This window comes from Thermococcus camini (assembly GCF_904067545.1).
Lineage (GTDB): Archaea > Methanobacteriota_B > Thermococci > Thermococcales > Thermococcaceae > Thermococcus > Thermococcus camini.
Genome location: NZ_LR881183.1, coordinates 1,399,716 through 1,422,284 on the forward strand (window position 1 = coordinate 1,399,716; position 22,569 = coordinate 1,422,284).

Below are 22,569 nucleotides of genomic sequence, written 5' to 3' on the forward strand. Positions count from 1 at the left end.
ACTAACCACCCATCAGCATTATCAGCAGGTTCCTCGTTCCCGGCCCGAAGCCGAGGATGAACATCGTGAGCTTCACGAAGTTGATCAGATCTGGATCCTCGTCCTTCATCCACCTGTCGAGTATCCACACCACAGGCAACAGTATTAGGAACTTCTCGGCGTACATAACCGCCGGCGTCCCGAAGGCATCCATAAGCCACCTTGCGAGGACGTGCTGCTCCCAGAAGCCGAGGAACTGGATCCCGACAAAGGTCGTGGTGGCGTCGTAGAAGTGGGTGTAGAAGAGAAGCGAGTTGTCCCTGACGAGGGTGAGCTTCTTTGAGACGAGCCATATAAATGTCTCGGCTATTATCAGCGCCGGAATGAAGTACTTGAAGACCTCCGGGTTGAAGTTAACCCTTCCCAGGTTTATTATCAGGACGAAGACTAACCCACCTAGCAGAACCCAGCCGAAGTCCCTATAGAGAGGATAAAATGTCTCTCCAGAGCAATGCCTCCACACGACGTAGAGAGACGCTATCGCAAAGGCCGCTATAACGAAGTAGCCGCCGGGGCTGACGGTCAGGTAAGTCCTTGGTAGAATCCCCACGTCGGTCATGCTCCGCATCAGCGGGCCAAGGATTATGTACGGAATGAGCGCTTTGAAGAAGCGGTTATCAACCTTTATTCCCATCCGTTTGAGCATCTTGTAGAGGAGCATCACAGCTATGCCCAGGATTATGGCGTAGACAACCGTGTTCACGGGATTGTAACCCTGGTTTTCCTGTATCGGTTTTATGAAGTACTCGTAAAAGAACTCGTAGAGCCCCATTCGACCACCATAGACCGTTGTTCCGATAGCCTTAAAGCTTTTCCCACCCATTATCTATCTGGACGGTGGTTGAGATGCATCTGATGCAGCTGCCCAGAGAGGTGCTGCTGGGCGAAAATCTGAAGGGAGAAGCCGTTAACGTCGCGAAGAGGCTTGGTCTGGGTGAGAGAGCTTTAGTGCTCTATGGGCCGAAGACAAAAGAGATAGCCGGAAAGGACATCGAAAAGAGTCTCAGGGAGTCGTTTGAGGTGAGCGCGCTGGTAATCCGGGAGGCCAGCATGGAAGAGGTCGAGAAGACCCTGACTAAAATTAGGGACGATAACTCTGACTGGCTCATAGCCGTTGGAGGGGGTAGCATAATCGACGTCGCCAAGCTCGCCTCGTTTAAAGCCGGAGTTCCTTTCATCAGCTTTCCCACCACGGCTTCCCACGACGGCATAGCGAGTGCAAACGCATCCATCAAGGACCTCGGAACCAAAACGTCGGTCAAGGCCGTGCCTCCGGTGGCGGTCATAGCCGACGTGAGGGTCATCAAGACCGCCCCCTACCGCTACCTCGCAGCTGGCGTTGGCGACATGATAAGCAACCTGACCGCTGTAAAGGACTGGCAGCTGGCCCACAGGATAAAGGGCGAGTACTACAGCGAGTACGCGGCTTCACTGAGCCTGATGAGCGCCAAGATGGTGATAAAGAACGCGGACATAATACGCCTCGGCAACGAGGAGAGCGTGAGGAAGGTTGTGAAAGGCCTCATTTCCTGCGGCGTGGCCATGAGCATAGCCGGCTCTTCGAGGCCAGCGAGCGGTGCGGAGCACCTCTTCAGCCATGCGCTCGATGCCATAGCGCCGAAGCCTGCCCTTCACGGCGAGCAGGTCGGAGTTGGGACGATAATAATGGCGTATCTCCACGGGCTCAAGTGGGAGCGGATTAGGGAAACCTTAAAGAAGGTCGGGGCGCCAACTAACGCATACGAGCTTGGGATCGACCCGGAGTATATAATCGAGGCCCTCACGATTGCCCACACGATACGGCCCGAGAGATACACGATCCTCGGAAAGGATGGCCTCACACGGGAGGCAGCGGAGAAGGCCGCTAAAATCACCGGAGTCATCTGAAGATCACCGCTTCACAAAACGGAGGTGTTTGGAATGGCAATAATCACGTTAGTTGGGGAAAAGCTGGCAAGACCAGGGGTTGAGTTCATATATTACGGCCCGGCAGAACCTTGCAAGACGTGCAAGCTCGCAGGGGTCTGCGTCGGAAACCTAGAACCCGGCAGGAGGTATAAAATCCTGCGCGTAAGGAGCATGCCCTCTCACTCCTGCCCGCTTCACGAGGGCAAGGTTCGCGTCGTCGAGGTCGTCGAGCCGAGCATCGAGGTCGCGATAGAGCCGAGGCTGGCCATAGCCGGTTCCGTGATAAAGCTTCACTTCGCGGACTGCAGTGACAGGGAAAAAGCAGATCTGTTCAGGCCAGAGGGCCTCTTCGAGGGCGACCACGTGAAGATAATAGAGATCCTCGACGACGTCGAGTGCGATGGCAGGACATACAAGGTCGTCAAGGTCATGCGCAAGAAGGACTGACCTCATTCTTTTTCCACTTTTGTGAACGCAATCAGCTCTTCTTCCCCCGTTCTTATTCTGTAAACGCGCATCTTCCCATCGAGGAAGTCCCTGATTGCCATCAGGATCTTTTCGCGCCTGATCAGAAGCTCCCGGGCTTCGTCAACACTCACCGCCTCAAACCTCAGCCTCTCCCCCGGCCGGCTCTGTGCAACGGTGGGAAGGTCTGCCGTTGCAACGACGGCTATCTTGGCGTAGCCGCCGGTCGTCTGGGCGTCGCGCATCATGACTATAGGCTTTCCGCTGGCCGGCACCTGAACCGTTCCAGGCAGCAGGGGCTCCGTAACGATGTCCGCGCCCCTCTCGGAGTGTTCTATGGCCTTTCCATCGAGGCGATACCCCATCCTGTCGGACTCGGGAGTCACGGTATAGGACTCGCTCAGGAAGGTCTCTATCCCCTCTCCGGTGAAGTGGTTGAGGTTCGGGCCGAGGACGACGCGGACTGTCTTTTCATTTGCTGAATAGTCGGGCCTCAGCTCGGGGGGAAGGTATCTCCCTTCCTTCCCGGCTAGTATCGCGTAGCCGAGGCTTAGCCTATCGCCGGCCTCCAGTGGCCTTCCGAGACCGGCCTTGGGATAGGCCGAGCAACTGCCGAGAAGCCGCTCACACCTTATCCCGCCGGCGAAGGCCATGTATCCGTAGAGGCCGCTCTTCAAGGCGCCAACCTCAAGGATGTCGCCCCTCTTGGCCCAGTGGCTCCTCCAGGGTTCAATTGGAACGTCGTTTAGCTTCACCTCAACGTCTCCAGCGATAGCAAAGACGGCCGAGGAATTGAATCTAAGCGTTGGGCCGGCCAGAAGGAACTCAAGGAGGGGTGCATCGCCGGGGTTTCCGACGAGGTAGTTCGCTATCCTCGCGGAGTAGTCGTCCATGAAGCCTGAAACCGGAACGCCGAGCTTTCGGTAGCCTCTCCTGCCTGAGTCCTGGACGGTTAGAAGCGAGGGCACTTTTAGGAGCTCAATCATTCCTTTCACCCCATTCACGCTCGTAGAGCTCCCTGAATTCCTCTTCGTCTACTGGGACGAACCTCACCCTGTCACCCGGCTGGAGAAGAGTTGGCGGCTCTTTCGATGGATCGAAGAGTTTCAGCGGAGTTCTGCCTATGAGCCTCCAACCCCCGGGGCTTCCGAGGGGGTAGATGCCCGTCTGCTTCCCGGCTATCCCCACAGAGCCTGCTGGCACTTTCAGGCGGGGCTTCTCCAGGCGGGGCGTCGCTATCCTATCGTCCATTCCGCCGAGGTATGCAAACCCGGGAAGGAATCCGAGGAAGTAGACGCGGTAGGTTGGCTTGGAATGTATCTCGATAACGTCATCGACGGTCAGGCCGTTGTGCTCTGCCACGAACTCCAAATCGGGACCGTATTCGCCACCGTAAACGACTGGAACCTCCACGAGTTTCCCCTCGAAGCGCTCTGAAGTGAACTCGACCCCCTCAACGGCCCGCTTGACGCTTTCGAAGTCTATCAACACAGGATCGTAGATTACCGCGAGGGATGAATAGGCCGGAACTACCTCGATGAGCCACTCAAAGTTAGCCTTCTCTATCGCCCTCGCGAGGGAGTGTATCCTCTCGTTTATCTCCTCGTCTATAACCTCGCCGAGGGAAATCAGCAGGGTGGAATCGCCGAGGGGTTTGAACTCCATGCTCTCACCGATAGGAAGGTTTCAGAATAGATAGTCCCCCAACCCTTTCGAAGTGCCTGATGTTGCCCGTAACAACAGTCAGGCCATGAACTATTGCGGTTGCAGAGATTACCGCGTCGCCAAGATGGAGCCCATAATCCCTACGGATTTCCCCGGCGAGGATTGCTATCTCTGAATCAACTGGAATCACCTCAAAGTGTCTGAGGAGTTTGAGGACTTTTTCCCTCTTAACGGGGTCCTTGGTGTCCCTACCCGAGAAGAGCTCGGAGATGGTTATCACAGAGACAGCAAGGCCTTCTCCGGCCAGTTCGGTCAGGTACAGCTTTGCCTCTTTTACACCCCTCAGAACGTCTATCAGAACGTCAGTGTCCACTAGATACATCCCTGTCCCACTCCTCGCGCAGTTTTCTGACATTTACATCCTCTTCGAAGATTCCAAAGGCGTTTTCGAGGTCTCTTATGAACTCGTCTATCACGATGAGCTTCACACGTCTTTTCTCGGGGATGTTGGGCTTTTTGGTTGGCTTGAAAACGCCGTTTTCATAGACCGCCTCAATAACCTCCATTTCTTCCACCAAATACTCTTGCATGCTTCCCATGTATAAACCTAACGAATTATCTCTTTCATAGGCACAACTTTAACGCCCTCCTCCTCAAGGACCTCCCTGATGTGCTTTGCTATCTCAACAGCTTTTGGATTGTCGCCGTGGACGCAGATGGTATCGGCTTTTAACTCGACCCACTCGCCGTTTATCGCTTTCACTCTTCCCTCCTTGACCATCGAGATAACGCGCTCGGCTATCTCTTCCTCCTCGTGGATTACCGAACCCGGCTGGGAGCGCGGAACCAAAGTTCCGTCCGGGTTGTAAGCTCTATCGGCAAAAACCTCGTGGGCTACTTTAACTCCCATCTCCCCGGCTATTTCAGCCGGCCTTGAGCCGGAGAGGGCCACGAAGATTAGGTTCTTATCGAAGTCCGCTATCCCCTCTATCACAGCTCTCGCGAGTTTCTCCTCTCCAACGAGGGCGTTGTACAGAGCACCGTGTGGCTTGACGTGCTGGAGTTCGATTCCTTCCGCCTTTGTAAACGCATAGAGCGCCCCAATCTGGTAGAGAATATAGTTCCTCGCTTCCTCAGGGGTGAGCTTCATATACCTCCTGCCGAAGCCGAGAAGATCCGGATAGCCAGGGTGGGCACCAACCGCGACGCCCTTCTCCTTCGCGAGCCTGACCGTCCTTCTCATGACTATCGGGTCGCCGGCGTGCCAGCCGGTAGCTACGTTCGCGCTCGTGATGTGGTTCATGACCTCTTCGTCGAGGCCGAGCTTGTACCGACCAAAGCTCTCTCCCAAGTCGGAGTTCAGGTCAACTTTCATGCTCCCACCGATGACGTTTCGACGGAAATCTAAAAAAGGGTTTCTCCGAGTTTAGGTCATGAAGGTTCAGGTCATCGATGCGGCGGTCTTCATTCAGGGGTTCGATGTGGAGGGCGTTACGACTCCTAAGGTCGTCGATGAAGTCAAGGATCCCGAGTCAAGGCTTTTCCTTGAGGGTTTAATCAGCGCCGGCAAGGTTAGGGTTCTCCAGCCGTCGAGGGAAAGCATTAGAGCCGTGATGGAAGCTGCCAAAAAGACGGGAGAACTTGGAGAACTCAGCGAGGCAGACCTTGAGGTTCTTGCCCTGGCTTACGAGCTTAAAGGGGTTCTCTTCACCGACGACTACAACCTCCAGAACATAGCGAAGACCTTAGGAATAGAGTTTAAAACCCTCAAGAGGGGGATAAAGCGCGTAATCAGGTGGAACTACGTCTGCATTGGCTGTGGGAAGCGCTTCAAGGAGGAACCGCCCGGCGGAACATGCCCTGACTGCGGCAGTCCAGTGAGGCTGATACCTAAGAGAAAACGAAAAAAGAGGAGGTTTCATCCGTAGATATCGACGACTATTCTATCCGGGCCGCTCAGCGTGAAGTCCCTGTATGGAAGGTATGGAGTGTTCAGCTCAACGACGATGAAGACGTAGCCGCTGCTCTCGGTGGCGTATATCACAGGGGCGATGTAGGAACCCGTGTAGGTGTACTGCCAGTTGCCGTAGGTCTGCCAGCCGAGGTCCGAAAGCCTAGCGTTATCAAGCTGGATAACGAGATGGTAGCCGTTCGAATAGGAGGTGTAGTAGGTGTGGTAGCTAACCGCCTTGCTGAGGTCAACCACCAGCCTGAAGTAGCCGTCGTGCTGGGCGAACCTTATGCCCATAACCGTCGGAACCGGGTCGTGAACCGGAACACCGAAGTACCGCTGAACCCCGTGGAGTATCGCGTAAGCGTAGCGCCACTGGTAGTTCTCGTCGGTTATTACCCTCACGTCGTAGGTGTTCGTCACAAAGCCGGTCTCGATGAGTATTGCCGGCATGGAGGTATACTTGAGGACGTAGAAGCCGGCCTCCTTAACGCCCCTGTTGTTGAGCGGGATCACCTTGGCTATTTCCTCATCAACGTAGGTCGCGAGGAGGCTGCCCCTGTACGAGCCGTAGTAATGGTAGACCTCAAAGCCGCTCGCGGAACTCGGCCCGGAGTTAGCGTGTATGCTGATGAAGATATCGCAACCGGCGGAGTTTGCTATCTGCACCCTTCCGGAGAGGGTGACGAAGTAGTCACCGTCCCTGGTGAGGACAACCCGCGCGCCGTCATCTTGGAGGACCTCAGCGACTTTGAGGGCTATTGCAAGGTTGATGTCCTTCTCCTGAACGCCGTTGGCGACCGCTCCCGGGTCAGTTCCGCCGTGTCCTGCATCGACACAGATGGTGTAGCCGCTTAAGTCTGTCCCCGAGGCGGAAGTGGGGACCGGGACTATGGCGAGTGCCAGCAGAACTATAACCAAAACCACGGCAGCTTTCCTCATATTATACCCCCCCAGATAGCGAAACTAACTTCTAAATCTCTTTCCAAGCTTTATAAAATTTGTCAGAATTGTTCTGTTCATGACATTGATGGACAAAAATGAGCATGAATAAGGACATAGAACGCCTTTAATTAGAAATGGCAGATTAGCGTCCCGGACGGGCTCGGCGCTCATAGGGTACGTCACCGCTATTGCTCAGCCCGTCTTGGAATCGTCACGGCCCGTCCAGGACGGCGTCAGGGCCAGTCCTCGTCATCACAACGCTCGGTGCAATTCGCTGTCATCATCCGCGGTTCAACCTTGGAGGTAGTAGGATATAAGCTTTCTCAGCTCGAGGTTGCGCTCAGGCTTCATTCTCAGAAACCTCTTTAGTTGATTGTTCTCGGCAACTAACCCCAAAAGCTCAATGGCGAGTACCTTGTTGTCCTCGCTAAGACCGTAGGCCTTGAAGCGGAGAGGAGCATAGGTTTTCTCAAGCTCCCATGTTTTTTCCTCAAGCTCCCGTGCTTTTCTTTCAAGCTCCTCAAGGTTTCCCTCCGGCTCACGGAACTCGCCGGTCAGGGCAATCTCAATTATTCTTTCGGGGGAAACGCCATACCTCTCACTGAGGCGCTCTATCTCCCCCCACAGTTCTTCGTTTATCTCGACCTCGATTTTCCCGAAGCCCTTGTTCGGCTTGATGATGAGCTTCATTACGTTCACACTCCATGAACAATTCGTTCACGATCAGTGAACTTTCTCAAGTTCTCTCCTTTTCTCCTCGACCCTCTTCCTCAGTTCAGCGTTTTCTACCCTGAGTCTGTCGCGTTCGGCCATCATGCGCTCCTTATCCCTCAAAGCCTTCTCGTAGAACTCTCTAAGCTCTTCAATCTCCCCCTCCATCTCGTGGAGCTTCTCCTCCAGCTTGGCTATTCTCTCCAGTAGGGCCTCCTCGCGCTCGGCCCTCAGGGTATCCTCAACACGGGGAAGGCTCTCCTCGATGAGAACCTTAACGTTCCTTCTTCTCAGGGATCTGAATCTCTCGCGTGGAAGGATGAGCTCAACCTTCATGTTCATCACTCTTTGAAAACCACTCGAGAAACTCCTCAGGGGTCATCATCGTTATTTGCCCTTTCGCTTTCTTTCGAAAATCATCGTCTCTCGTTATGAGTACATCGCAGCGTGCCGCCAATGCGGATGCAAGTGCCACCGAGTCGTAGGGGTCGGTGCCGAGGTTTAACTGAAAGGAGAACGCGTCTATCAAGCTAATCATACTCCTCCTCCCTCAACTTTCGGATTAGCTTCACGCTGGTCATTCCCTTGGGCAATTTTCCTTCCAGTATCCCGAGCATTCTTTCAGCGGCGCCCCTCTTGGCTCGTTTTCTTTTCCTCATCTCCATCAGGAAGGAGAGGGTCTCCATATCCACAAGCATCTCATCACCGTGAGTTCTTTCGGCGGTTCCTTATTTTAATCTTCCTCTCCATCTCGGTCTTCCTGTCGTAGCAGAGGACGTAGAAGGCCAAAAGCCCCTTCCACCTCCCGTAGGGCTCGATTACCTCGCGAACGTCCTTTTCGTTTACCTCCTTCACCCTCTTCCCGAAGATCTTTGCGATGCCTCGCCTCAGTCCGAGGTCTCCAGCGGGATAGACGTTCTTTCTGAGGCCATACGCGAGGAAGAGCTCGGCGCTCCACTTTCCTATGCCCCGGAACTTTGTGAGGTACTTAATGGCCTCCTCAACGTCCCGGTCCCAGAGTTCGAGGTTAAGCTTTTTGGCGAGATAAAGCTCCGTCAGGGACTTTATGTAGCCCGCCCTATAGCCGAGCTTGGCCCTTTTCAGCTCCTCCTCACTCAGGGAAGCTATCCTCTCCGGAGAGGGGAACGCGTGTAAATCCCCCACCTGCCTGCCCGCGAGCCTCACGAGGTTCGCGATAGTTCTCTGGGCGAACTCAAAGCTCACCTGCTGCTGGGCTATTGTCTCAACCAGCGCCTGGTACGGGCTCGGCGCGGCGGGGACGGTCAGACCGTAGAACTCGTCAATCAGGAAGGAAAATGGGGAGTCGATTATCGCGGCATAGAAGGAATCCAGGTCCGTATCGAGGCCGAGGATGAAGGTCAGCTTTTCCTTCGCTGATTTTCGTTCCCTTCTGCCCCACGAGTCGGGAAAAATGAAGTTTCCTCCATCGTAGCCGGCAATACCGCTCTCAAAAGCTTGATAGAAAACACCGTCTTCGAACTTCCACGTGCCGTTGCGTATCATCTCGCCTGTGGTCTTCTTCAGGTCAATCCCAGCCATCGGTCGAGCCTAACGGGGTTCTTCCTTATATCCTTTAGGGTCGAGACGTAAAGTCTCTTACCGTCAATGGAGCGTTTGATCTGGAGCTCTCCCGTTTCTTCGAGGAAGCGGAGGGCGTCTTTAACCTCTTCCGCACGAACCTCGAAGTTCTCTCTCAGGAAGTCCCAGTAGGGTTCGCGCAGGCTGTATCTGGCGGCCGCACGGACGAGCTCCCAGGCCCTCGCGACCTTTTCATCACCCCTGGCGACGCGGTAGAGCTTGGCCAGAGTTTTCAGCCCCATGTTGCCGAATTCCCGCACAACATATAAATCACTTTTGGAAATCAGGCAAAAGATTTAAACCCCTTGGTGGTATTTAGTATAGGCGGTAGTCATGAAGTCCAGGGTCGCGATGGTTGCAGTCGTTCTTCTTTTCGTCTTGCTTTTCCAGCCGGCAGTCCACGGCCAGGAAAAGGTGGTCTATGTCGCAAAGGTAGACGGCATGATAACCGGATACACCGTTGACCAGTTCGACAGGTACATCAGCGAAGCGGAGAGGAACAACGCGGAAGCTATAATAATAGAGCTCAACACCCCCGGCGGCAGGGGCGACGCAATGCAGGAGATAGTAACGCGGATTGAGAGCGCCAGAATCCCGGTTATCATCTACGTCTACCCCTCGGGCGGAATGGCCGCATCCGCGGGAACGTACATCGCCCTGAGTTCTCACCTCATCGCCATGGCCCCGGGGACGGTGATAGGGGCCTGCAGGCCGATACTCGGCTACGGTCAGAACGGGAGCATAGTGGAGGCACCGCCAAAGATAACGAACTTCTACGTGGCCTACCTCCGCGAGCTGGCCCGGATGAGCGGCAGAAACGAGACGCTCGCGGCGGAGTTTATAACCGAGGATAGGAGCGTAACCCCTGAGGAGGCCATGAAGTACGGGGTCATTGAGGTCATAGCGACCGACCTTGACGACCTCCTCCAGAAAGCCGACGGCATGGAGACAAAGATGCCGGTCGAGGGCAAGGGGAAGGTAGTGCTGCACATCAAAAACGCAGACGTGGTTTACCTGGAACCATCCTTCAGGGACACAGTGGTGAAGTACATAACCGACCCAACCATAGCTTACCTCCTTCTGAACATAGGCTTCATAGGACTGATATTCGGCTTTTTAACCCCCGGCTGGCACGTGCCGGAAACCATAGGGGCCATACTCCTGGTGCTCGGCCTCATCGGACTGGGCTACTTCGGATACCGCAGCGCGGGCCTGATACTCATAGTCCTGGCGATGATATTCTTCATAGCCGAGGCACTGACGCCGACCTTTGGCTTGTTCACAGTTGCGGGGGTCGTGACCTTCGTCATAGGGGGTATTCTGCTCTTCAGCGGAACCGGAGCGGGGGGTGAGTACCTGGTGACGAGTGAGACGTACTCAGTACTGCGCATAGCGATACTGGTCATGGCAATACTGCTCGGACTGTTCTTCCTTTTCGGTGCAGCCACTGTGGTCAGAGCCCACCGGAAAAAGCCCGAAGCTGGAAAAGAGGAGCTCATCGGAAAAGTCGGGAAGGTTGTGGAAGACGTCGATCCTGAGGGCGTCATCAAGCTTCATGGGGAGCTCTGGAAAGCGGAGAGCAGGGATGGGAGCAGAATTCCGGTCGGGGAGAAGGCCAAAGTTGTTGAAGTCAGGGGATTAACCCTTATCGTCGAAAAAGTTGGGGGAGTGAAGGAGGGAGAATGAATGGCCATAACGGCAAGTACCGTGGTTATTTCAATTGTTTTGTTGTTTGTTTTGATTATACTGGCGACGGCAATAAAGATAGTCAAGGAGTACGAGAGGGCGGTTATATTCCGCCTCGGTAGGGTCGTGGGAGCAAGGGGTCCCGGACTGTTCTTCATCATCCCAATATTCGAGAAGGCTGTCATAGTGGACCTCCGTACGCGCGTCCTCGACGTGCCTGTGCAGGAGACCATAACCAAGGACAACGTTCCAGTTAGGGTCAACGCTGTCGTTTACTTCCGCGTGGTTGATCCCGTCAAGGCGGTTACCCAGGTGGCGAACTACATAATGGCCACCAGCCAGATTGCCCAAACGACCCTGAGGAGCGTCATCGGTCAGGCACACCTCGACGAGCTGCTGAGCGAAAGGGAGAAGCTTAACCTTCAGCTTCAGAAGATCATCGACGAGGCCACGGATCCGTGGGGAATAAAGGTCAGCACGGTTGAGATAAAAGACGTAGAACTGCCAAGTGGAATGCAGAGGGCAATGGCAAGGCAGGCCGAGGCAGAGCGTGAGAGGCGCGCAAGGATAACCCTGGCGGAGGCAGAGCGCCAGGCAGCGGAGAAGCTCCGCGACGCCGCTGAGATAGTGTCCCAGCACCCGATGGCCCTTCAGCTCAGGACGCTTCAGACCATAAGCGATGTTGCCAGCGACAAGAGCAACGTGATCATCCTGCCGCTCCCGATGGAGATGCTCAAGCTCTTCAGGAGCCTGGCGGACACCGCGGAGATGGCCAGGGTAAAGCTTGAAAAGGAGGTCCAGGAGAAGCTGGAGGCCGAGGCCAGGGCAAAGGCCGGGGAGGAGTGAAATACGAATAGTTTTTCTTCTATCTTTTTCCCGCGTTTCTAGATGAACCGCAAAAAATAAAAGCATTGCCTGCATAGTTCATACACGCAAACTGGATACTCCGTATAAAATCGAAGGCCCCAGGGATTATTACAGAAAAAGGGTGGTTACCGCTTTGCACTGGAGGTGTTAACTTTGGAAGGCCGTTCAATTGTTTTTGCATCTGGAAAAGGCGGAACTGGTAAAACAACGACGGTTGCAAACCTGGGTGTTGCTCTGGCCCAGTTTGGAAAGGAGGTCATTCTGCTGGACGCGGACATCACGATGGCGAACCTGAGCCTCGTCCTCGGAATGGAGGACATCCCAATAACTCTCCACGACGTTCTTGCGGGCGAGGCGGACCTCAAGGACGCCATCTACGAGGGTCCAGCAGGAGTCAAGGTCATACCGGGAGGACTGAGCCTGGAGAAGATAAAGAAGGCCAAGCCGGAAAAGCTCAGGCAGCTCATCAGGGAGATAGGCCAGATGGCTGACTTCGTCCTCATCGATGCCCCCGCTGGTCTCGAGATGACCTCCGTTACAGCACTCCTCATTGGTAAGGAGCTCATAATCGTTACCAACCCCGAGATATCCGCCATCACGGACTCCCTCAAAACCAAGCTCATAGCTGAGAAGCTCGGAACGCTTCCCCTCGGAGCCATACTCAACAGGGTCACCAACGAGAAGACCGAGCTCACCCAGGAGGAGATTGAGGCCATCCTCGAGGTTCCGGTTCTCGCGATGATACCTGAGGACCCGGAGGTAAAGAGAGCAAGCGCCTACGGTGTTCCCCTGGTAATCAAGAACCCGACCAGCCCGTCGGCGATAGCCATTAAGCAGCTCGCGGCTAAACTTGCGGGAATCAAGTGGCAGGCACCGGAGCCGGAGAGCCCCATTAAGAGGGTCTTCAAAGCACTCTTCGGGGGGAAGAAGTGATGGCCACCGCACTCGTGTATGGAATCGTGATCATCCTCATAATCCTCAACATAATCCTGCTGATGCTCTACTACTCAGCCAAAAGCAACCCCTACTACGTCGTCTACGACGAAGAGACCAAGAGCGCTCTGAAGAGACGTGTCTCAAGCCTCAAGGAGGATCTCGAGAGCGAGCTCGTTGACTTTGATGTTGAGGAATGGGAGAAGACCCTCGAAGAATCCATAGACGAGGAAGTCAGGAACCTTTGAGATTTTTAACCATTTTGTTATTAAACATTTTTGAGGCGTTAAATTTTAAAAGGTCTGTTCTATTAACTCTAAAATGGGGGTGGGTCATTATGAAGGTCCGGCTCGGCTATCCAGACAGGATAGTCGAGGTTGATGATGGGACCGTCCGGGTCTTCAGGGGAAGACTCGTGAGCGCCCCCCTGAGCGAGGTTGTGAGCTACTACCTGAGGGGCGATGGACTTCTGCCCCCCGCGGTCAGGGAGATCGCGCGGGACATAGTTGCGGTTCTTCTCAGAACGGGCGAGATGAAGGGCGAGTACCCTGGAGTTATAGAGCAGCTCCACGGCCTCAGCAGATGATTTTTACATTTATCCTGCAAGGCCAGTCCCCTATTTAAGAACGTTTTTCCCGCACATCAGTTGAAAAGGTTTAAGTATTCTTCTGCACAATACCGGGAACTAAACTCACAGGAGGGAATGGAAGTGAAGGCAAAGGTCAGGATACTGGATGTGTACAGCGGGAGGTACTCGGTTTTCATAAACGAGAAAGAGGCCATGAGAGCCAAGCTTCACCCGGATGATCTTGTAAAGCTTGAGGCCGGCAAGAAGACGGTTTACGGCAGCGTGGTCATAAGCGGTCTTGTCAAGGAGGGGGAGATCGGAATAAGCAGGGACGTCCTTCAGCTCCACAGCTTCTCGGAGGGTGAGGTGGTCACGGTCATCCCGAGCAGCACTCCCGAGAGCGTCCGCTACATAAAGAAGAAAATGAACGGAGGAAAGCTCCGGAAGGTGGAGATAGAGACGATAATCAAGGACATCGTTGACAGGAAGCTCCGCGACATTGAGATAAGCTCATTCGTCACCTCACTCGAGATAAACGGCCTCGATATGGACGAGATAGCCGCCCTGACGATAGCCATGGCCGAGACAGGCGATATGCTCGACATAGACAGAAAGCCAATAATGGATGTCCACAGCATTGGAGGCGTCCCCGGCAACAAGACCAACATCCTCGTCGTGCCTATCGTTGCCGCCGCAGGCCTCACCATCCCCAAGACCAGTTCCCGCGCAATAACCAGCGCGGCCGGAACGGCGGACGTCGTGGAGGTCTTTGCGGACGTCAGCTTCTCCCTCGACGAGATAAAGCGCATCGTGGAGAAAATAGGCGCCTGTATGGTATGGGGAGGAGCGCTTAACCTCGCTCCGGCCGACGATATAACCATCAAATCGGAACGCGCCCTCAGCATCGACCCGACCGGTCTGATGCTGGCCAGCATAATGTCAAAGAAGTACGCCATGGGCAGCCAGTACGTTCTCATTGACATTCCAACCGGCAAGGGTGTCAAGGTCGAGAGTGTGGACCAGGCCAGGGCCCTGGCGAGGGACTTCATTGAGCTGGGTAAGAGGCTCGGTCAGTACGTCGAGGTGGCCATAACCTACGGCGGACAGCCGATTGGACACACCGTTGGCCCGGCCCTTGAGGCGAGGGAGGCGCTCCAGGCCCTTATGGCCGGCACCGGTCCGGGCAGCCTCATAGAGAAGGCCACCGGGCTCGCTGGAGTCCTCCTGGAAATGGGCGGTGTTGCACCCTCCGGAATGGGCAAGAAGATGGCGCGCGAGATACTTGAGAGCGGAAAGGCCTACCAGAAGATGCGCGAGATAATAGAGGAGCAGGGAGGCAACCCGGACATTAAGCCGGAGGAAATACCAGTCGGCGACAAGACCTACACGTTCACCGCACCGACCAGCGGCTACATCACCGCCATAGACAACAAGGCCATCACCGGAATAGCCAGGGCCGCCGGAGCGCCGGAGGACAAAGGCGCGGGAATCGAGCTGTACGTCAAGGTTGGGGAGAAGGTCAAGGAGGGCGATCCGCTCTTCACAATCCACGCGGAGAGTGAGGCAAGGCTCGACCAGGCGATAGTCTTTGCAAGAAGAACAGAACCCATAAGAATAGAGGGGATGGTCCTTCAGAGGATAGGCAACATCTGAACGGTGCTTTTCTCTTCTTTTCAAATTTAATGAAAGATCGCAGGGCGGAAAAGCGGTGTTATCCCCGCTTCCTGTGCCTCTCGTACCATCCCCACTCTTTTTTGGAGCCAAAGGCCCTAACTCCCTTCTCGACCAGGGTTATCCTGAGCTCCTTGGCCATCTCGTGGGTTATCTCACCGCGCTCCTCCATCCAGTTTATTATCTCAAGCGCCTCGTCATCAGTACTGCATCTTCTGAGGAAATCTATGACGGTTGGATTGTAGCCGGAGAAGTTCATCTCCTCCTCGTCGATGGCCTTCTTCTCATCGGTTCTGTAAGCGTCTATTGAAACCCCTTCCTCCTCGAGCTCCCTCGCAAGGGCAGGGAAGGTCTGTTCAAACTCCTCTTTGTCGTACTCCTGCCAGGCGAAGTCGTCCATAGCTCTCTTTTTCTTTTCGTCCATTCTCCACACCAGACTCGTTTGGGGCCAGGGGTTTATAAATGATGAGTAGAATCCTCCCACCATGAGAGGATCATACCTCCTCGTAGTCCTGCTGGAGAACGATAAAACCATCAAAACCAAGGGGCGGGAGTTCCATCTAGGGAAGGGCCACTACGTGTACGTCGGCTCGGCGATGAACTCCCTCGAAAAACGCGTTGCCCGGCATTTCAGCGAGAACAAGAGGTTCCACTGGCATATAGACTTCCTCCTGAAGGAGGCCGAGCTTTTGAGGGCGTACCTCATCCCCAGTGAGGAGCGGTTGGAGGAAAAGCTCTCGCTGGAGGTGGCAAAGTACGGGGAGCCCGTCGAGGGATTCGGTGCGGGGGACGTCAGGGTCAGCACCAACCTCTACCGCTTCGAAGGGGAACCCGATGGGGCTCTCACTGCCATTCTAAGCGGACTCGGGCTGGAGTGGAAAAGGGTTAAAAGCAGAGAGGAAGTTATAGGGTTCGGTGAGAGAAAATGAGACTACAGCTCGGAAAGGTCGAAAGCTACATTCACGAGAAGCTCAAAAATGAGAAGCTCCACTTCGTTCTCCTCGATCCCGATGACGTGACGCCCGAGGAAGCCGCCAGGATAGCGGAGATGAGCGAGGAGATAGGGGTAGATGCCATAATGATAGGCGGCTCGACGGGGGCGGAGGGGGATGTCCTCGACGGCGTTGTGAGGGCGATAAAGAAATCCTCCAGCCTGCCGACGATACTGTTCCCCGGCTCCCACGGCGGGATAAGCAAACACGCCGATGCCATATTCTTCATGAGCCTGCTCAATTCGACCAATCCCTTCTTCATAACCGGCTCCCAGGCCCTGGGAGCCTTCACCGTCAAGCGCTATGGAATAGAGCCAATACCAATGGCGTACCTCATAGTCGAGCCTGGAGAGACCGTTGGCTGGGTCGGCGATGCCAAGCCCATCCCGCGCCACAAGCCCAAGATCGCCGCCGCCTACGCCCTGGCGGGCCAGTACCTTGGAATGCGCCTGGTGTACCTCGAGGCAGGAAGCGGGGCGCCACAGCCCGTTCCCCCCGAGATGATAGCGCTCGTGAAGCGCGTCATAGACGTTCCCCTCATAGTCGGGGGCGGCATAAGAACCGGGGAGCAGGCGCGGGCGGCTGTGAGGGCCGGCGCCGACATAATCGTCACAGGAACCGCGATAGAAAAGGCTGGCTCTCTGGGGAAGGCCAGGGAAAAGCTGGTGGAGCTGAACAGGGGAATAAAGGGATGAGACTCAGACCTCGGAGAGAACCTTGAACGTTATCTTTCCGTTCCGGACTATCTTTTTGAGGTCGGAGAGAAGCTTTGGAGCGTTGTCCTCGACCACTTCCATCTTGATTTCGCTTATGCCCTCGGCATCGGGCGGGAAGAAGTGAATGTCGCGAATCCTGCCCTTAACCTTGCCATACAAACGGCTCAGAATCTTTCCCCTTCCTTCGTAGGGCAATTTTATGTCGAGTTCAACAATTTGCATGCATATCACCGCTCTATTTTATGAAAGAAGGCCTATATAACCCTTTTCATGAACGGGAATTATCGGGCGGGTATAAAAATAGTCCTGGCAGTTATAACCCTGGAGGCAACGCGAGCGGAACATCCACGGATAAAGTTTAAGTTCTGCATGCAGAACAGAAAATGCCCCCGGGAAACCGCGGGGGATGAGCGCCTCGGCGAGCGATGATTTCCCTTCGCTCCCCGGGGGCACACTCATAACAGGAAAAAGGAATCACCACTTTCCTCGGGAGCCGTTGGTTCTCGAATAGCCTCCCGAGTAGTTTCTCCTCCCCCGTTTTCCGCCGTTACCGCGTCTTGGGTTCCGGGAGTAGCTCCTCTGGTTTTCCCTCTCATACCTCTCGCGGTACTCGCGTGGAATCTCCTCGCTCAGCTCGGACTTGCGTATCTCAACGCCCGCAGTCTGGGCGATGTAGCGGAGCCTCCTGAACTCGCCAGGCATTATGAAGGTCACCGCCCTTCCTTTCTTGCCCATCCTGCCAGTTCTGCCTATCCTGTGGACGTAGTCCTCGGCCGTCATTGGCAGGGAGTAGTTCACGACGTAGTTTATGTCCTGCACATCGAGGCCCCTGGCGGCGACGTCCGTCGCAACGAGAACCCTGGTTTTTTTGGTCTTGAAGCGCCAGAAGGTTCTCTCGCGCGCGGCCTGGCTCATATCCCCGTTTAAAGCCTCGGCGCTGTAGCCAGCCCTCCTGAGCTTCTCACTGAGCTCCCTGGTTTCCCTCTTGGTGGCGCAGAAGACTATGCCGTAGAAGTCCCCGGCGCCATCGAGTATCTTCCTGAGCATCGTGAGCTTCCTCGCCGGGACGACCTCTATGTACTCCTGATCCACCATCTCAGGGACGAGCTCGTCGCTGCTGACGCTTACCACCTCGTAGTCACCCATGTAGCGCCTCGCGAGCCTCTTTATCTCCAGTGGCATCGTGGCGGAGAACATCAGCACACGCTTCTTTCTCGGTGTCTCCCTGAAAATCGCCTCTATGTCGTCTATGAATCCCATGTCGAGCATCCTGTCGGCCTCATCGAGGATGAAGAACTTTACGGAGCTCAGGTCGAGGGTTCCGCGCCTTATGTGGTCGAGAACCCTTCCAGGGGTTCCGACTACAACATGGGTCCCCCGCTCAAGTGCCCTTATCTGAGGCCCTATCGGCTGGCCGCCGTAAACGGCGTAAACGTACACCCTCTTCCTCCCGCGGAGGCTCTTTATCTCGTCCGCGACCTGAAGGGCAAGCTCCCTCGTGGGCGTCAGTATTATCGCCTGAACCGCCTTCACCTTCGGATCGATGGCCTCGATTATTGGAAGCGCAAAGGCGGCAGTCTTTCCCGTTCCGGTCTGGGACTGGCCGATTATATCGACGTCGCCCGATAGAAGGCGCGGGATTACCTCCCTCTGAATATCCGTCGGACTTGAGAAGCCCTTCTGCCTGACAGCCACTAACGTGGCCTCTGATAAGCCTAAGCTTTCAAAACTCATTTTTCTAACTCCTTACGTTACTCAAACGCATCCCTTCTCAAACGGAACGCGTCGAGAAGAAACGCGGTCTGGCGGGCCGGGGGGGATTCGAACCCCCGACCACGGGATTAAGAGTCCCGCGCTCTAACCATGCTGAGCTACCGGCCCTCAACCCGAAACCATAGACGGGAGGTTGCTTTATAAATTTTTCGGTCGGCGACCAGGTCGGAGGGAACAGAAAAATTTATAAAGGCTCCACGAGCCTTATAGTTTGGCGACGCGGGGGTTGCCAAGCCTGGTCAAAGGCGCGGGATTGAGGGTCCCGTCCCGTAGGGGTTCCGGGGTTCAAATCCCCGCCCCCGCACCACACAAACTTCGCCTTCGCGACGTTGAAGCGAAGCTTCAACGCACGGGACGACAGTCCCGTTGAGTTTGATCAAGGTCGGTGATTCCTGTTTGAGTTGTCTTCTCGGGAGTGTTTGCCTTTCAAGCCAAGCTCTTTGGGTTGGAATTCCTTTTAATTGGGTAAGCGTGTTGAGGTTTACACTCTTCCGCACTCCTTCGGAGCGCTTTTAGAGTTAACCTCTTGTTTTGATGCCTTGGAGAGGGAATTTCCGATTAGGGGGCCGTTTGAGAGTGCAAACGTTCTCCAAGTTACATTTTTGAAAGGAATCACGAACTTTGACGAAACTTTTCTCCAGAAAAGTTTCTTTGGTGAAGCTTTTGGAAAAAGCTTCAGCGCTGGCGGAAATTGGGGTGCTTTTTGGAGATTGCAAGTTCTGAAGTGGGTTTCTCATTCACTTGCTCATCAGCGAGTGTTTCACTTTCCAAAGGCGCCCTTCGGGCGCCGATAAAAATATGAAAACCACCCCCTAAACAGGAACCCAAAATGGTTCTCACTTGAAACATCACCCTCAAGTCTGGAAACCACATTTCCAGTTACAACATAGAGAAGAGCTACAAACTCCAGCGAAGCTTTCTAAGACAGAAAAATGATTGTCAGGTAAGTTGTTTCCAGGTTTTACTCTCCCAAGAACGCACAGGCCAAACATATTTAAACCTTCTGTGCGTAAAATCCATCGGTGACTTTGATGAAAGGAATCTCCCGAGAGCTGGTGGTTGGTATTTTCGTGGGAATCGCGATCGGGGCGGTTCTCTCCTACGCCCTCGCCGTCCACGACAGCACCTCCGGCGATATCCGCACCTGTCCCTTAGTCAGCCATGAAACCCTGATGGAATACAGGTTGATGGCGAGCCCCGTTAGCGGCGAGGCCACCGCCCGGGCGGCGGAGAGAGCATATCTAGAGCAGCGCAGCCCCAACTACCCCCTCGAACTATTCAGGGAGATGTACCGTGATGTTCCGGGGAGAAAGGAATTCATCGGGCTTTCATACGTTTTCACCAATGACAACCTTCTTTACGGGCGATTCGCCATCTCCAACGAAACGCCTCCGGAGTTTGAGTTCGCAAGCCCTGCTCCGGGCATGAGCCAGAGGATAGACGGAGCGGGAATAATAACCCCCAAGTGGGCCGTTATCTTCGTGAGCCTCTATGATTTCAGGGGAATGAACGGCGTTGAGGAGCTCCGGCTCATCGTGCCGGAAGAATGGAAGCTCATGTACTACGGGGGAACGGGAGACATTCTGACCGGAGACGTGCTCCGCGTTAGGTTCTCCAGCATGAAAAGGGACAACTACGTAGTCCTGGCCTTCGAGACCGACGGCTCCCTTGATCACCCACCGCAAATAGAAGTCGTCGTTGATGGGGACAGCTACCGGCTGCTGAGGAGCTATTCCTCCACGTAGGGTGCGGTTATCACCTTCCTTATCTCCCTCGCCTTCTTCGGACCTATTCCCTCGACCTCCTTCAGCTCCTCCTCCGTGGCGGTGAAAACCCGTTCAACGTTTCCGAAGTGCGCGAGGAGGCGCTTGGCGAGGGTTGCGGAGACGTTGGGCAGGCCCTCGACTATCAAGCGCTGCCTCTCAGCGAGGGTTAGCGCCTTCTTCTCGCTCCTCAGCCTTACCTCCTTCTTCCTCTCCTCCTGCTCGCGTTTGGCCATGAGGTAAATGAACTGGGCAGTCTCTTCTGTCCCGGAGGAGAACAGTATCGGCACGCCCCAGTCGAGGGTCACCGCCGCTATGGCACCCCTGATGGCGTTGGGGTGGACGTTCCTTATACCATAAAGCTCGCCCTCGATGACTATGACCGGCTTCTCGTAGGCCTTCTTCAGCCTCTCGACCTGGTCAAAGAGTCTGCCGTCGATGATTGACTGGATGAAGTCGTTGGCGCTCTTACGCTCTATGCCGACATCCTCACTCACCACGTAGTCGGCAACGTCGAGCGTCCTGACCTCGACCTCGGCGCCAAGCTCGCGGAGGTGCTTCGGCACCCCGCTCCTCAGCTCGCGGCTGTCGGCGTAGATCACTATAGCCCGCGGTTTCTTTACGAAAACCCCTTTCTTCGGAGTCTTTTCGGAAGCCCCGGATTTCTCCTCAGTTTTCGGGGCACCCTTGGGCTTCAGAAACGCATCAAGGGAAGTTATCTTTCCCCTGCTCATCCAGGCACGCTCCGGTGTTTTTTCAGCGATTTCAGCAGGTTCCGACCGCCCCCGGGGGCGGGCCCTTTCGAGCTCCCTCGCTATGGTCCTTATTGCGTCGAACATACCCTTCTCCTTTCGCTTCGAGCTCCAGTAGTAGGCTTCATCGCGCGTCCCCCGGGCCATCAGGATTACAACCTTCCCCGGCCTGTGTCTGCCGGTCCTGCCACGCCTCTGGATGCTCCTTATGGCCGAAGGCACCGGCTCGTAGAAGACGACCAGGTCTACCTCTGGAACGTCCAGCCCTTCCTCGCCAACGCTTGTAGCGACGAGGACGTTGAACTCGGCGCGGGAGAAGCGGTCGAGGACTTCTTTCTGCTTCTTCTGGCTCATGCCCTTGTCCTTCCCCCTGCTCGCCTGGCCGATGAACCTCTCGGCCGCGATTCCCATCGCCTTCAGTTCTTCCACTATTCTCCTCCCCGTGTCCCGGTAGTTGGTGAAGACGATTACCTTGGAATCCGGCTTTCTTTCGAGCTGCCTTTTGACGAGCTCCTTCAGCCGCTCCATCTTCGGATGGTCCACCCCGTTCTCCTTGGCCTGAACGAGGAGGTAAACCACCTTCCTCATTCGCGGGTCTTCCATAAGCTGTCTGCTGGATTTCGTCCTCTTGTCCTCCCTGAGCTTCTTGAGATAGGCACGGAGAGCTGTCAGCCCCTGCGTCTCAAGCAGTTCTATCGCGTGCTGCAGCTTCACCGCCTTGGCCTGGTGCATTCTAAGCCGGCCGATCTCATAGTTGCCCCTCGCGACCTCCTGGTTTATCTTCGAGCCCGCCTGGAGGACTTCCCTCTTTGAGATGTCCGGCGAGTAAGTCGAGACAAGCCCGAACTGGGCGAGGGGCTTGAGGCTCTCCTTCAGCATCTCGCGGAGGAGTTTTCTAACCTCCTTATATATCTCTGGCAGCTCGACCTTCACCCACTCAAAGGAGATGCTTTGGACGTAGGGTTTAACGTCCGGGGAAGCCTCGGTTCTCACCTCGACGTGTTCGATGCCGAGATTTTCCACTATCTCGCGGATCTTATCGGCGTCGCTCCCGGGGGATGCGGTCAAGCCGAGAACCAGCGGGTGCTTGGCGGTTTTGAGGTACTCCCTGGCGATGAAAACGTATGAGTAACCGCCAACAGCCCTGTGGGCCTCGTCGATTACCAGAAGGGAAACGTCCTCCAGCGAAATCCTGCCAGTGAGGATATCGTTCTCGACGGTCTGGGGGGTGGCGGTGATGATCGTGCTCTCCCCCCACACCCGTCTGCGCTTTTCGGGGGAAAGTTCTCCAGTGAGGACGTTTATCTTCTCCGGGGAGATGTCAAAGAGCCGCCTGAAGCTCTCGGCGTGCTGGAGCGCTAAGGGCTTCGTCGGAGCGAGCATGAGGACTTTTCCCCCGTACTTCGAGAGCCTATAATCGGCTATGAGCATGGCTATCAGCGTCTTTCCCAGCCCCGTCGGGAGAACGACGAGGCAGCTGGTCTCTTTACAGCGGGCGTAAATTACCTCCTGGTAAACGCGGGGTTCGATGAGGTCTCGGCGAAGGTACATAGTTTAAGCTTGGA

29 protein-coding genes and 2 tRNA genes are annotated in these 22,569 nt (G+C 55.2%); 13 read left to right on the forward strand and 18 right to left on the reverse strand.

The features are described from left to right. Position 1: 1 nt before the first annotated feature. The gene (locus tag TIRI35C_RS07525; protein WP_188202361.1) at positions 2 to 811 is read right to left on the reverse strand and encodes a DUF63 family protein; all 810 of its coding nucleotides are present in this window, start codon (positions 809 to 811) and stop codon (positions 2 to 4) included. Positions 812 to 885: 74 nt separating this feature from the next. Here TIRI35C_RS07525 and TIRI35C_RS07530 point away from each other — a divergent pair, with 74 nt between their 5' ends. Continuing rightward, positions 886 to 1,926 (forward strand): NAD(P)-dependent glycerol-1-phosphate dehydrogenase, encoded by a 1,041-nt coding sequence (locus tag TIRI35C_RS07530; protein WP_188202362.1) that lies wholly within the window; start codon positions 886 to 888, stop codon positions 1,924 to 1,926. Between the two features lie 33 nt (positions 1,927 to 1,959). Beyond that, positions 1,960 to 2,394 carry a UPF0179 family protein gene (locus TIRI35C_RS07535; protein ID WP_188202363.1) on the forward strand — a complete coding sequence of 145 codons (435 nt, stop codon included), beginning with the start codon at positions 1,960 to 1,962 and terminating at the stop codon, positions 2,392 to 2,394. 2 nt (positions 2,395 to 2,396) lie between these two features. Here the strand turns inward: TIRI35C_RS07535 and TIRI35C_RS07540 are convergent, their stop codons facing one another. The 5 genes from TIRI35C_RS07540 to TIRI35C_RS07560 are packed head-to-tail and all read right to left on the reverse strand — an operon-like array spanning position 2,397 to position 5,452. Continuing rightward, entirely contained in the window at positions 2,397 to 3,398 is a 1,002-nt protein-coding gene (locus tag TIRI35C_RS07540) for a 5-oxoprolinase subunit C family protein (RefSeq protein WP_188202364.1), read from the reverse strand. Continuing rightward, positions 3,391 to 4,077, reverse strand: coding sequence for a 5-oxoprolinase subunit PxpB (gene pxpB / locus TIRI35C_RS07545; protein ID WP_188202365.1), 687 nt, complete (start codon positions 4,075 to 4,077; stop codon positions 3,391 to 3,393). The genes TIRI35C_RS07540 and pxpB overlap by 8 nt, the downstream gene beginning before the upstream one ends. A gap of 4 nt (positions 4,078 to 4,081) precedes the next feature. Next, on the reverse strand, positions 4,082 to 4,459 hold the full coding sequence (locus TIRI35C_RS07550) for a type II toxin-antitoxin system VapC family toxin (RefSeq protein ID WP_188202366.1): 378 nt from the start codon (positions 4,457 to 4,459) through the stop codon (positions 4,082 to 4,084). Then, positions 4,440 to 4,643: an antitoxin family protein gene (locus tag TIRI35C_RS07555; RefSeq protein WP_055429691.1), complete on the reverse strand. Its 204-nt coding sequence runs from the start codon at positions 4,641 to 4,643 to the stop codon at positions 4,440 to 4,442. The genes TIRI35C_RS07550 and TIRI35C_RS07555 overlap by 20 nt, the downstream gene beginning before the upstream one ends. A 41-nt stretch (positions 4,644 to 4,684) precedes the next feature. Continuing rightward, positions 4,685 to 5,452, reverse strand: coding sequence for a LamB/YcsF family protein (locus TIRI35C_RS07560; protein ID WP_188202367.1), 768 nt, complete (start codon positions 5,450 to 5,452; stop codon positions 4,685 to 4,687). Positions 5,453 to 5,510: 58 nt separating this feature from the next. On the opposite strand from TIRI35C_RS07560, the gene TIRI35C_RS07565 reads away from it, so the two are divergent. After that, positions 5,511 to 6,005 (forward strand): type II toxin-antitoxin system VapC family toxin, encoded by a 495-nt coding sequence (locus TIRI35C_RS07565; protein ID WP_188202368.1) that lies wholly within the window; start codon positions 5,511 to 5,513, stop codon positions 6,003 to 6,005. On the opposite strand, the gene TIRI35C_RS07570 is transcribed toward TIRI35C_RS07565, so the two are convergent. From TIRI35C_RS07570 to TIRI35C_RS07600, 7 genes are all read right to left on the reverse strand, one after another. Then, on the reverse strand, positions 5,996 to 6,970 hold the full coding sequence (locus TIRI35C_RS07570; protein ID WP_188202369.1) for an N-acetylmuramoyl-L-alanine amidase: 975 nt from the start codon (positions 6,968 to 6,970) through the stop codon (positions 5,996 to 5,998). The genes TIRI35C_RS07565 and TIRI35C_RS07570 overlap by 10 nt on opposite strands. Positions 6,971 to 7,264: 294 nt before the next feature. Further along, positions 7,265 to 7,663 carry a hypothetical protein gene (locus TIRI35C_RS07575; protein ID WP_188202370.1) on the reverse strand — a complete coding sequence of 133 codons (399 nt, stop codon included), beginning with the start codon at positions 7,661 to 7,663 and terminating at the stop codon, positions 7,265 to 7,267. A gap of 33 nt (positions 7,664 to 7,696) precedes the next feature. After that, the gene (locus tag TIRI35C_RS07580; RefSeq protein ID WP_343044039.1) at positions 7,697 to 8,026 is read right to left on the reverse strand and encodes a coiled-coil domain-containing protein; all 330 of its coding nucleotides are present in this window, start codon (positions 8,024 to 8,026) and stop codon (positions 7,697 to 7,699) included. Beyond that, positions 8,010 to 8,213, reverse strand: coding sequence for a PIN domain-containing protein (locus TIRI35C_RS07585; protein WP_246454720.1), 204 nt, complete (start codon positions 8,211 to 8,213; stop codon positions 8,010 to 8,012). The genes TIRI35C_RS07580 and TIRI35C_RS07585 overlap by 17 nt, the downstream gene beginning before the upstream one ends. 1 nt (position 8,214) lies before the next feature. Then, complete coding sequence (locus tag TIRI35C_RS07590; protein ID WP_188202372.1) at positions 8,215 to 8,382, reverse strand: hypothetical protein; 168 nt, start codon at positions 8,380 to 8,382, stop codon at positions 8,215 to 8,217. Positions 8,383 to 8,386: 4 nt separating this feature from the next. Continuing rightward, positions 8,387 to 9,244, reverse strand: a complete 858-nt coding sequence (locus tag TIRI35C_RS07595; protein WP_188202373.1) for a DNA-3-methyladenine glycosylase family protein — start codon at positions 9,242 to 9,244, stop codon at positions 8,387 to 8,389. Then, positions 9,226 to 9,525, reverse strand: coding sequence for a hypothetical protein (locus TIRI35C_RS07600; RefSeq protein ID WP_188202374.1), 300 nt, complete (start codon positions 9,523 to 9,525; stop codon positions 9,226 to 9,228). Before TIRI35C_RS07600 ends, TIRI35C_RS07595 begins: the two co-directional genes overlap by 19 nt. A 91-nt stretch (positions 9,526 to 9,616) precedes the next feature. Here TIRI35C_RS07600 and TIRI35C_RS07605 point away from each other — a divergent pair, with 91 nt between their 5' ends. The 6 genes from TIRI35C_RS07605 (at position 9,617) to TIRI35C_RS07630 (ending at position 14,990) form a co-directional block, all read left to right on the forward strand. Beyond that, the gene (locus TIRI35C_RS07605) at positions 9,617 to 10,969 is read left to right on the forward strand and encodes an NfeD family protein (RefSeq protein ID WP_188202375.1); all 1,353 of its coding nucleotides are present in this window, start codon (positions 9,617 to 9,619) and stop codon (positions 10,967 to 10,969) included. Then, complete coding sequence (locus TIRI35C_RS07610; RefSeq protein WP_014013630.1) at positions 10,970 to 11,815, forward strand: slipin family protein; 846 nt, start codon at positions 10,970 to 10,972, stop codon at positions 11,813 to 11,815. Between the two features lie 174 nt (positions 11,816 to 11,989). Continuing rightward, positions 11,990 to 12,769, forward strand: coding sequence for a cell division ATPase MinD (gene minD / locus TIRI35C_RS07615; RefSeq protein ID WP_188202376.1), 780 nt, complete (start codon positions 11,990 to 11,992; stop codon positions 12,767 to 12,769). Beyond that, complete coding sequence (locus TIRI35C_RS07620; RefSeq protein ID WP_188203131.1) at positions 12,769 to 13,017, forward strand: hypothetical protein; 249 nt, start codon at positions 12,769 to 12,771, stop codon at positions 13,015 to 13,017. The genes minD and TIRI35C_RS07620 overlap by 1 nt, the downstream gene beginning before the upstream one ends. Positions 13,018 to 13,106: 89 nt before the next feature. Further along, positions 13,107 to 13,355, forward strand: coding sequence for a hypothetical protein (locus TIRI35C_RS07625; RefSeq protein ID WP_188202377.1), 249 nt, complete (start codon positions 13,107 to 13,109; stop codon positions 13,353 to 13,355). A gap of 123 nt (positions 13,356 to 13,478) precedes the next feature. Beyond that, on the forward strand, positions 13,479 to 14,990 hold the full coding sequence (locus tag TIRI35C_RS07630; RefSeq protein ID WP_188203132.1) for an AMP phosphorylase: 1,512 nt from the start codon (positions 13,479 to 13,481) through the stop codon (positions 14,988 to 14,990). A gap of 58 nt (positions 14,991 to 15,048) precedes the next feature. On the opposite strand, the gene TIRI35C_RS07635 is transcribed toward TIRI35C_RS07630, so the two are convergent. Further along, positions 15,049 to 15,432, reverse strand: a complete 384-nt coding sequence (locus TIRI35C_RS07635; RefSeq protein ID WP_188202378.1) for a DUF2095 family protein — start codon at positions 15,430 to 15,432, stop codon at positions 15,049 to 15,051. 61 nt (positions 15,433 to 15,493) lie between these two features. Here TIRI35C_RS07635 and TIRI35C_RS07640 point away from each other — a divergent pair, with 61 nt between their 5' ends. Together TIRI35C_RS07640 and TIRI35C_RS07645 are read left to right on the forward strand one after the other, a co-directional pair. Next, positions 15,494 to 15,937, forward strand: coding sequence for a GIY-YIG nuclease family protein (locus TIRI35C_RS07640; protein ID WP_188202379.1), 444 nt, complete (start codon positions 15,494 to 15,496; stop codon positions 15,935 to 15,937). After that, complete coding sequence (locus TIRI35C_RS07645; RefSeq protein WP_188202380.1) at positions 15,934 to 16,695, forward strand: geranylgeranylglyceryl/heptaprenylglyceryl phosphate synthase; 762 nt, start codon at positions 15,934 to 15,936, stop codon at positions 16,693 to 16,695. Before TIRI35C_RS07640 ends, TIRI35C_RS07645 begins: the two co-directional genes overlap by 4 nt. A gap of 3 nt (positions 16,696 to 16,698) precedes the next feature. On the opposite strand, the gene TIRI35C_RS07650 is transcribed toward TIRI35C_RS07645, so the two are convergent. The 3 genes from TIRI35C_RS07650 to TIRI35C_RS07660 form a co-directional block, all read right to left on the reverse strand. Continuing rightward, positions 16,699 to 16,938 carry a hypothetical protein gene (locus TIRI35C_RS07650; RefSeq protein WP_188203133.1) on the reverse strand — a complete coding sequence of 80 codons (240 nt, stop codon included), beginning with the start codon at positions 16,936 to 16,938 and terminating at the stop codon, positions 16,699 to 16,701. A 252-nt stretch (positions 16,939 to 17,190) separates the two neighbouring features. Next, entirely contained in the window at positions 17,191 to 18,450 is a 1,260-nt protein-coding gene (locus tag TIRI35C_RS07655; protein WP_188202381.1) for a DEAD/DEAH box helicase, read from the reverse strand. A 69-nt stretch (positions 18,451 to 18,519) separates the two neighbouring features. Next, positions 18,520 to 18,597, reverse strand: a tRNA-Lys gene (locus tag TIRI35C_RS07660). A gap of 111 nt (positions 18,598 to 18,708) precedes the next feature. On the opposite strand from TIRI35C_RS07660, the gene TIRI35C_RS07665 reads away from it, so the two are divergent. Next, a tRNA-Leu gene (locus TIRI35C_RS07665) sits at positions 18,709 to 18,796 on the forward strand. Positions 18,797 to 19,520: 724 nt separating this feature from the next. Continuing rightward, a complete protein-coding gene (locus tag TIRI35C_RS07670; RefSeq protein WP_188203134.1) occupies positions 19,521 to 20,234 on the forward strand; it encodes a hypothetical protein in 714 nt (237 codons plus the stop codon). Here the strand turns inward: TIRI35C_RS07670 and TIRI35C_RS07675 are convergent. Then, complete coding sequence (locus tag TIRI35C_RS07675) at positions 20,219 to 22,555, reverse strand: DEAD/DEAH box helicase (protein WP_188202382.1); 2,337 nt, start codon at positions 22,553 to 22,555, stop codon at positions 20,219 to 20,221. The genes TIRI35C_RS07670 and TIRI35C_RS07675 overlap by 16 nt on opposite strands. Positions 22,556 to 22,569 lie beyond the last annotated feature (14 nt).

Bases quoted from the DNA above. Each gene is read 5' to 3' on its own strand.
- TIRI35C_RS07635 (WP_188202378.1), bottom strand. From the start codon at position 15,432: ATGGACGAAAAGAAAAAGAGAGCTATGGACGACTTCGCCTGGCAGGAG.
- TIRI35C_RS07610 (WP_014013630.1), top strand. From the start codon at position 10,970: ATGGCCATAACGGCAAGTACCGTGGTTATTTCAATTGTTTTGTTGTTT.
- TIRI35C_RS07590 (WP_188202372.1), bottom strand. From the start codon at position 8,382: ATGCTTGTGGATATGGAGACCCTCTCCTTCCTGATGGAGATGAGGAAA.
- TIRI35C_RS07555 (WP_055429691.1), bottom strand. From the start codon at position 4,643: ATGGAGGTTATTGAGGCGGTCTATGAAAACGGCGTTTTCAAGCCAACC.
- TIRI35C_RS07595 (WP_188202373.1), bottom strand. From the start codon at position 9,244: ATGGCTGGGATTGACCTGAAGAAGACCACAGGCGAGATGATACGCAAC.
- TIRI35C_RS07670 (WP_188203134.1), top strand. From the start codon at position 19,521: ATGAAAGGAATCTCCCGAGAGCTGGTGGTTGGTATTTTCGTGGGAATC.
- TIRI35C_RS07650 (WP_188203133.1), bottom strand. From the start codon at position 16,938: ATGCAAATTGTTGAACTCGACATAAAATTGCCCTACGAAGGAAGGGGA.
- TIRI35C_RS07575 (WP_188202370.1), bottom strand. From the start codon at position 7,663: ATGAAGCTCATCATCAAGCCGAACAAGGGCTTCGGGAAAATCGAGGTC.
- TIRI35C_RS07640 (WP_188202379.1), top strand. From the start codon at position 15,494: ATGAGAGGATCATACCTCCTCGTAGTCCTGCTGGAGAACGATAAAACC.
- TIRI35C_RS07540 (WP_188202364.1), bottom strand. From the start codon at position 3,398: ATGATTGAGCTCCTAAAAGTGCCCTCGCTTCTAACCGTCCAGGACTCA.
- TIRI35C_RS07565 (WP_188202368.1), top strand. From the start codon at position 5,511: ATGAAGGTTCAGGTCATCGATGCGGCGGTCTTCATTCAGGGGTTCGAT.
- TIRI35C_RS07655 (WP_188202381.1), bottom strand. From the start codon at position 18,450: ATGAGTTTTGAAAGCTTAGGCTTATCAGAGGCCACGTTAGTGGCTGTC.
- TIRI35C_RS07605 (WP_188202375.1), top strand. From the start codon at position 9,617: ATGAAGTCCAGGGTCGCGATGGTTGCAGTCGTTCTTCTTTTCGTCTTG.
- TIRI35C_RS07550 (WP_188202366.1), bottom strand. From the start codon at position 4,459: ATGTATCTAGTGGACACTGACGTTCTGATAGACGTTCTGAGGGGTGTA.
- TIRI35C_RS07525 (WP_188202361.1), bottom strand. From the start codon at position 811: ATGGGGCTCTACGAGTTCTTTTACGAGTACTTCATAAAACCGATACAG.
- TIRI35C_RS07535 (WP_188202363.1), top strand. From the start codon at position 1,960: ATGGCAATAATCACGTTAGTTGGGGAAAAGCTGGCAAGACCAGGGGTT.
- TIRI35C_RS07645 (WP_188202380.1), top strand. From the start codon at position 15,934: ATGAGACTACAGCTCGGAAAGGTCGAAAGCTACATTCACGAGAAGCTC.
- TIRI35C_RS07580 (WP_343044039.1), bottom strand. From the start codon at position 8,026: ATGAACATGAAGGTTGAGCTCATCCTTCCACGCGAGAGATTCAGATCC.
- TIRI35C_RS07570 (WP_188202369.1), bottom strand. From the start codon at position 6,970: ATGAGGAAAGCTGCCGTGGTTTTGGTTATAGTTCTGCTGGCACTCGCC.
- TIRI35C_RS07625 (WP_188202377.1), top strand. From the start codon at position 13,107: ATGAAGGTCCGGCTCGGCTATCCAGACAGGATAGTCGAGGTTGATGAT.
- TIRI35C_RS07530 (WP_188202362.1), top strand. From the start codon at position 886: ATGCATCTGATGCAGCTGCCCAGAGAGGTGCTGCTGGGCGAAAATCTG.
- pxpB (WP_188202365.1), bottom strand. From the start codon at position 4,077: ATGGAGTTCAAACCCCTCGGCGATTCCACCCTGCTGATTTCCCTCGGC.
- TIRI35C_RS07620 (WP_188203131.1), top strand. From the start codon at position 12,769: ATGGCCACCGCACTCGTGTATGGAATCGTGATCATCCTCATAATCCTC.
- TIRI35C_RS07560 (WP_188202367.1), bottom strand. From the start codon at position 5,452: ATGAAAGTTGACCTGAACTCCGACTTGGGAGAGAGCTTTGGTCGGTAC.
- TIRI35C_RS07675 (WP_188202382.1), bottom strand. From the start codon at position 22,555: ATGTACCTTCGCCGAGACCTCATCGAACCCCGCGTTTACCAGGAGGTA.
- TIRI35C_RS07600 (WP_188202374.1), bottom strand. From the start codon at position 9,525: ATGGGGCTGAAAACTCTGGCCAAGCTCTACCGCGTCGCCAGGGGTGAT.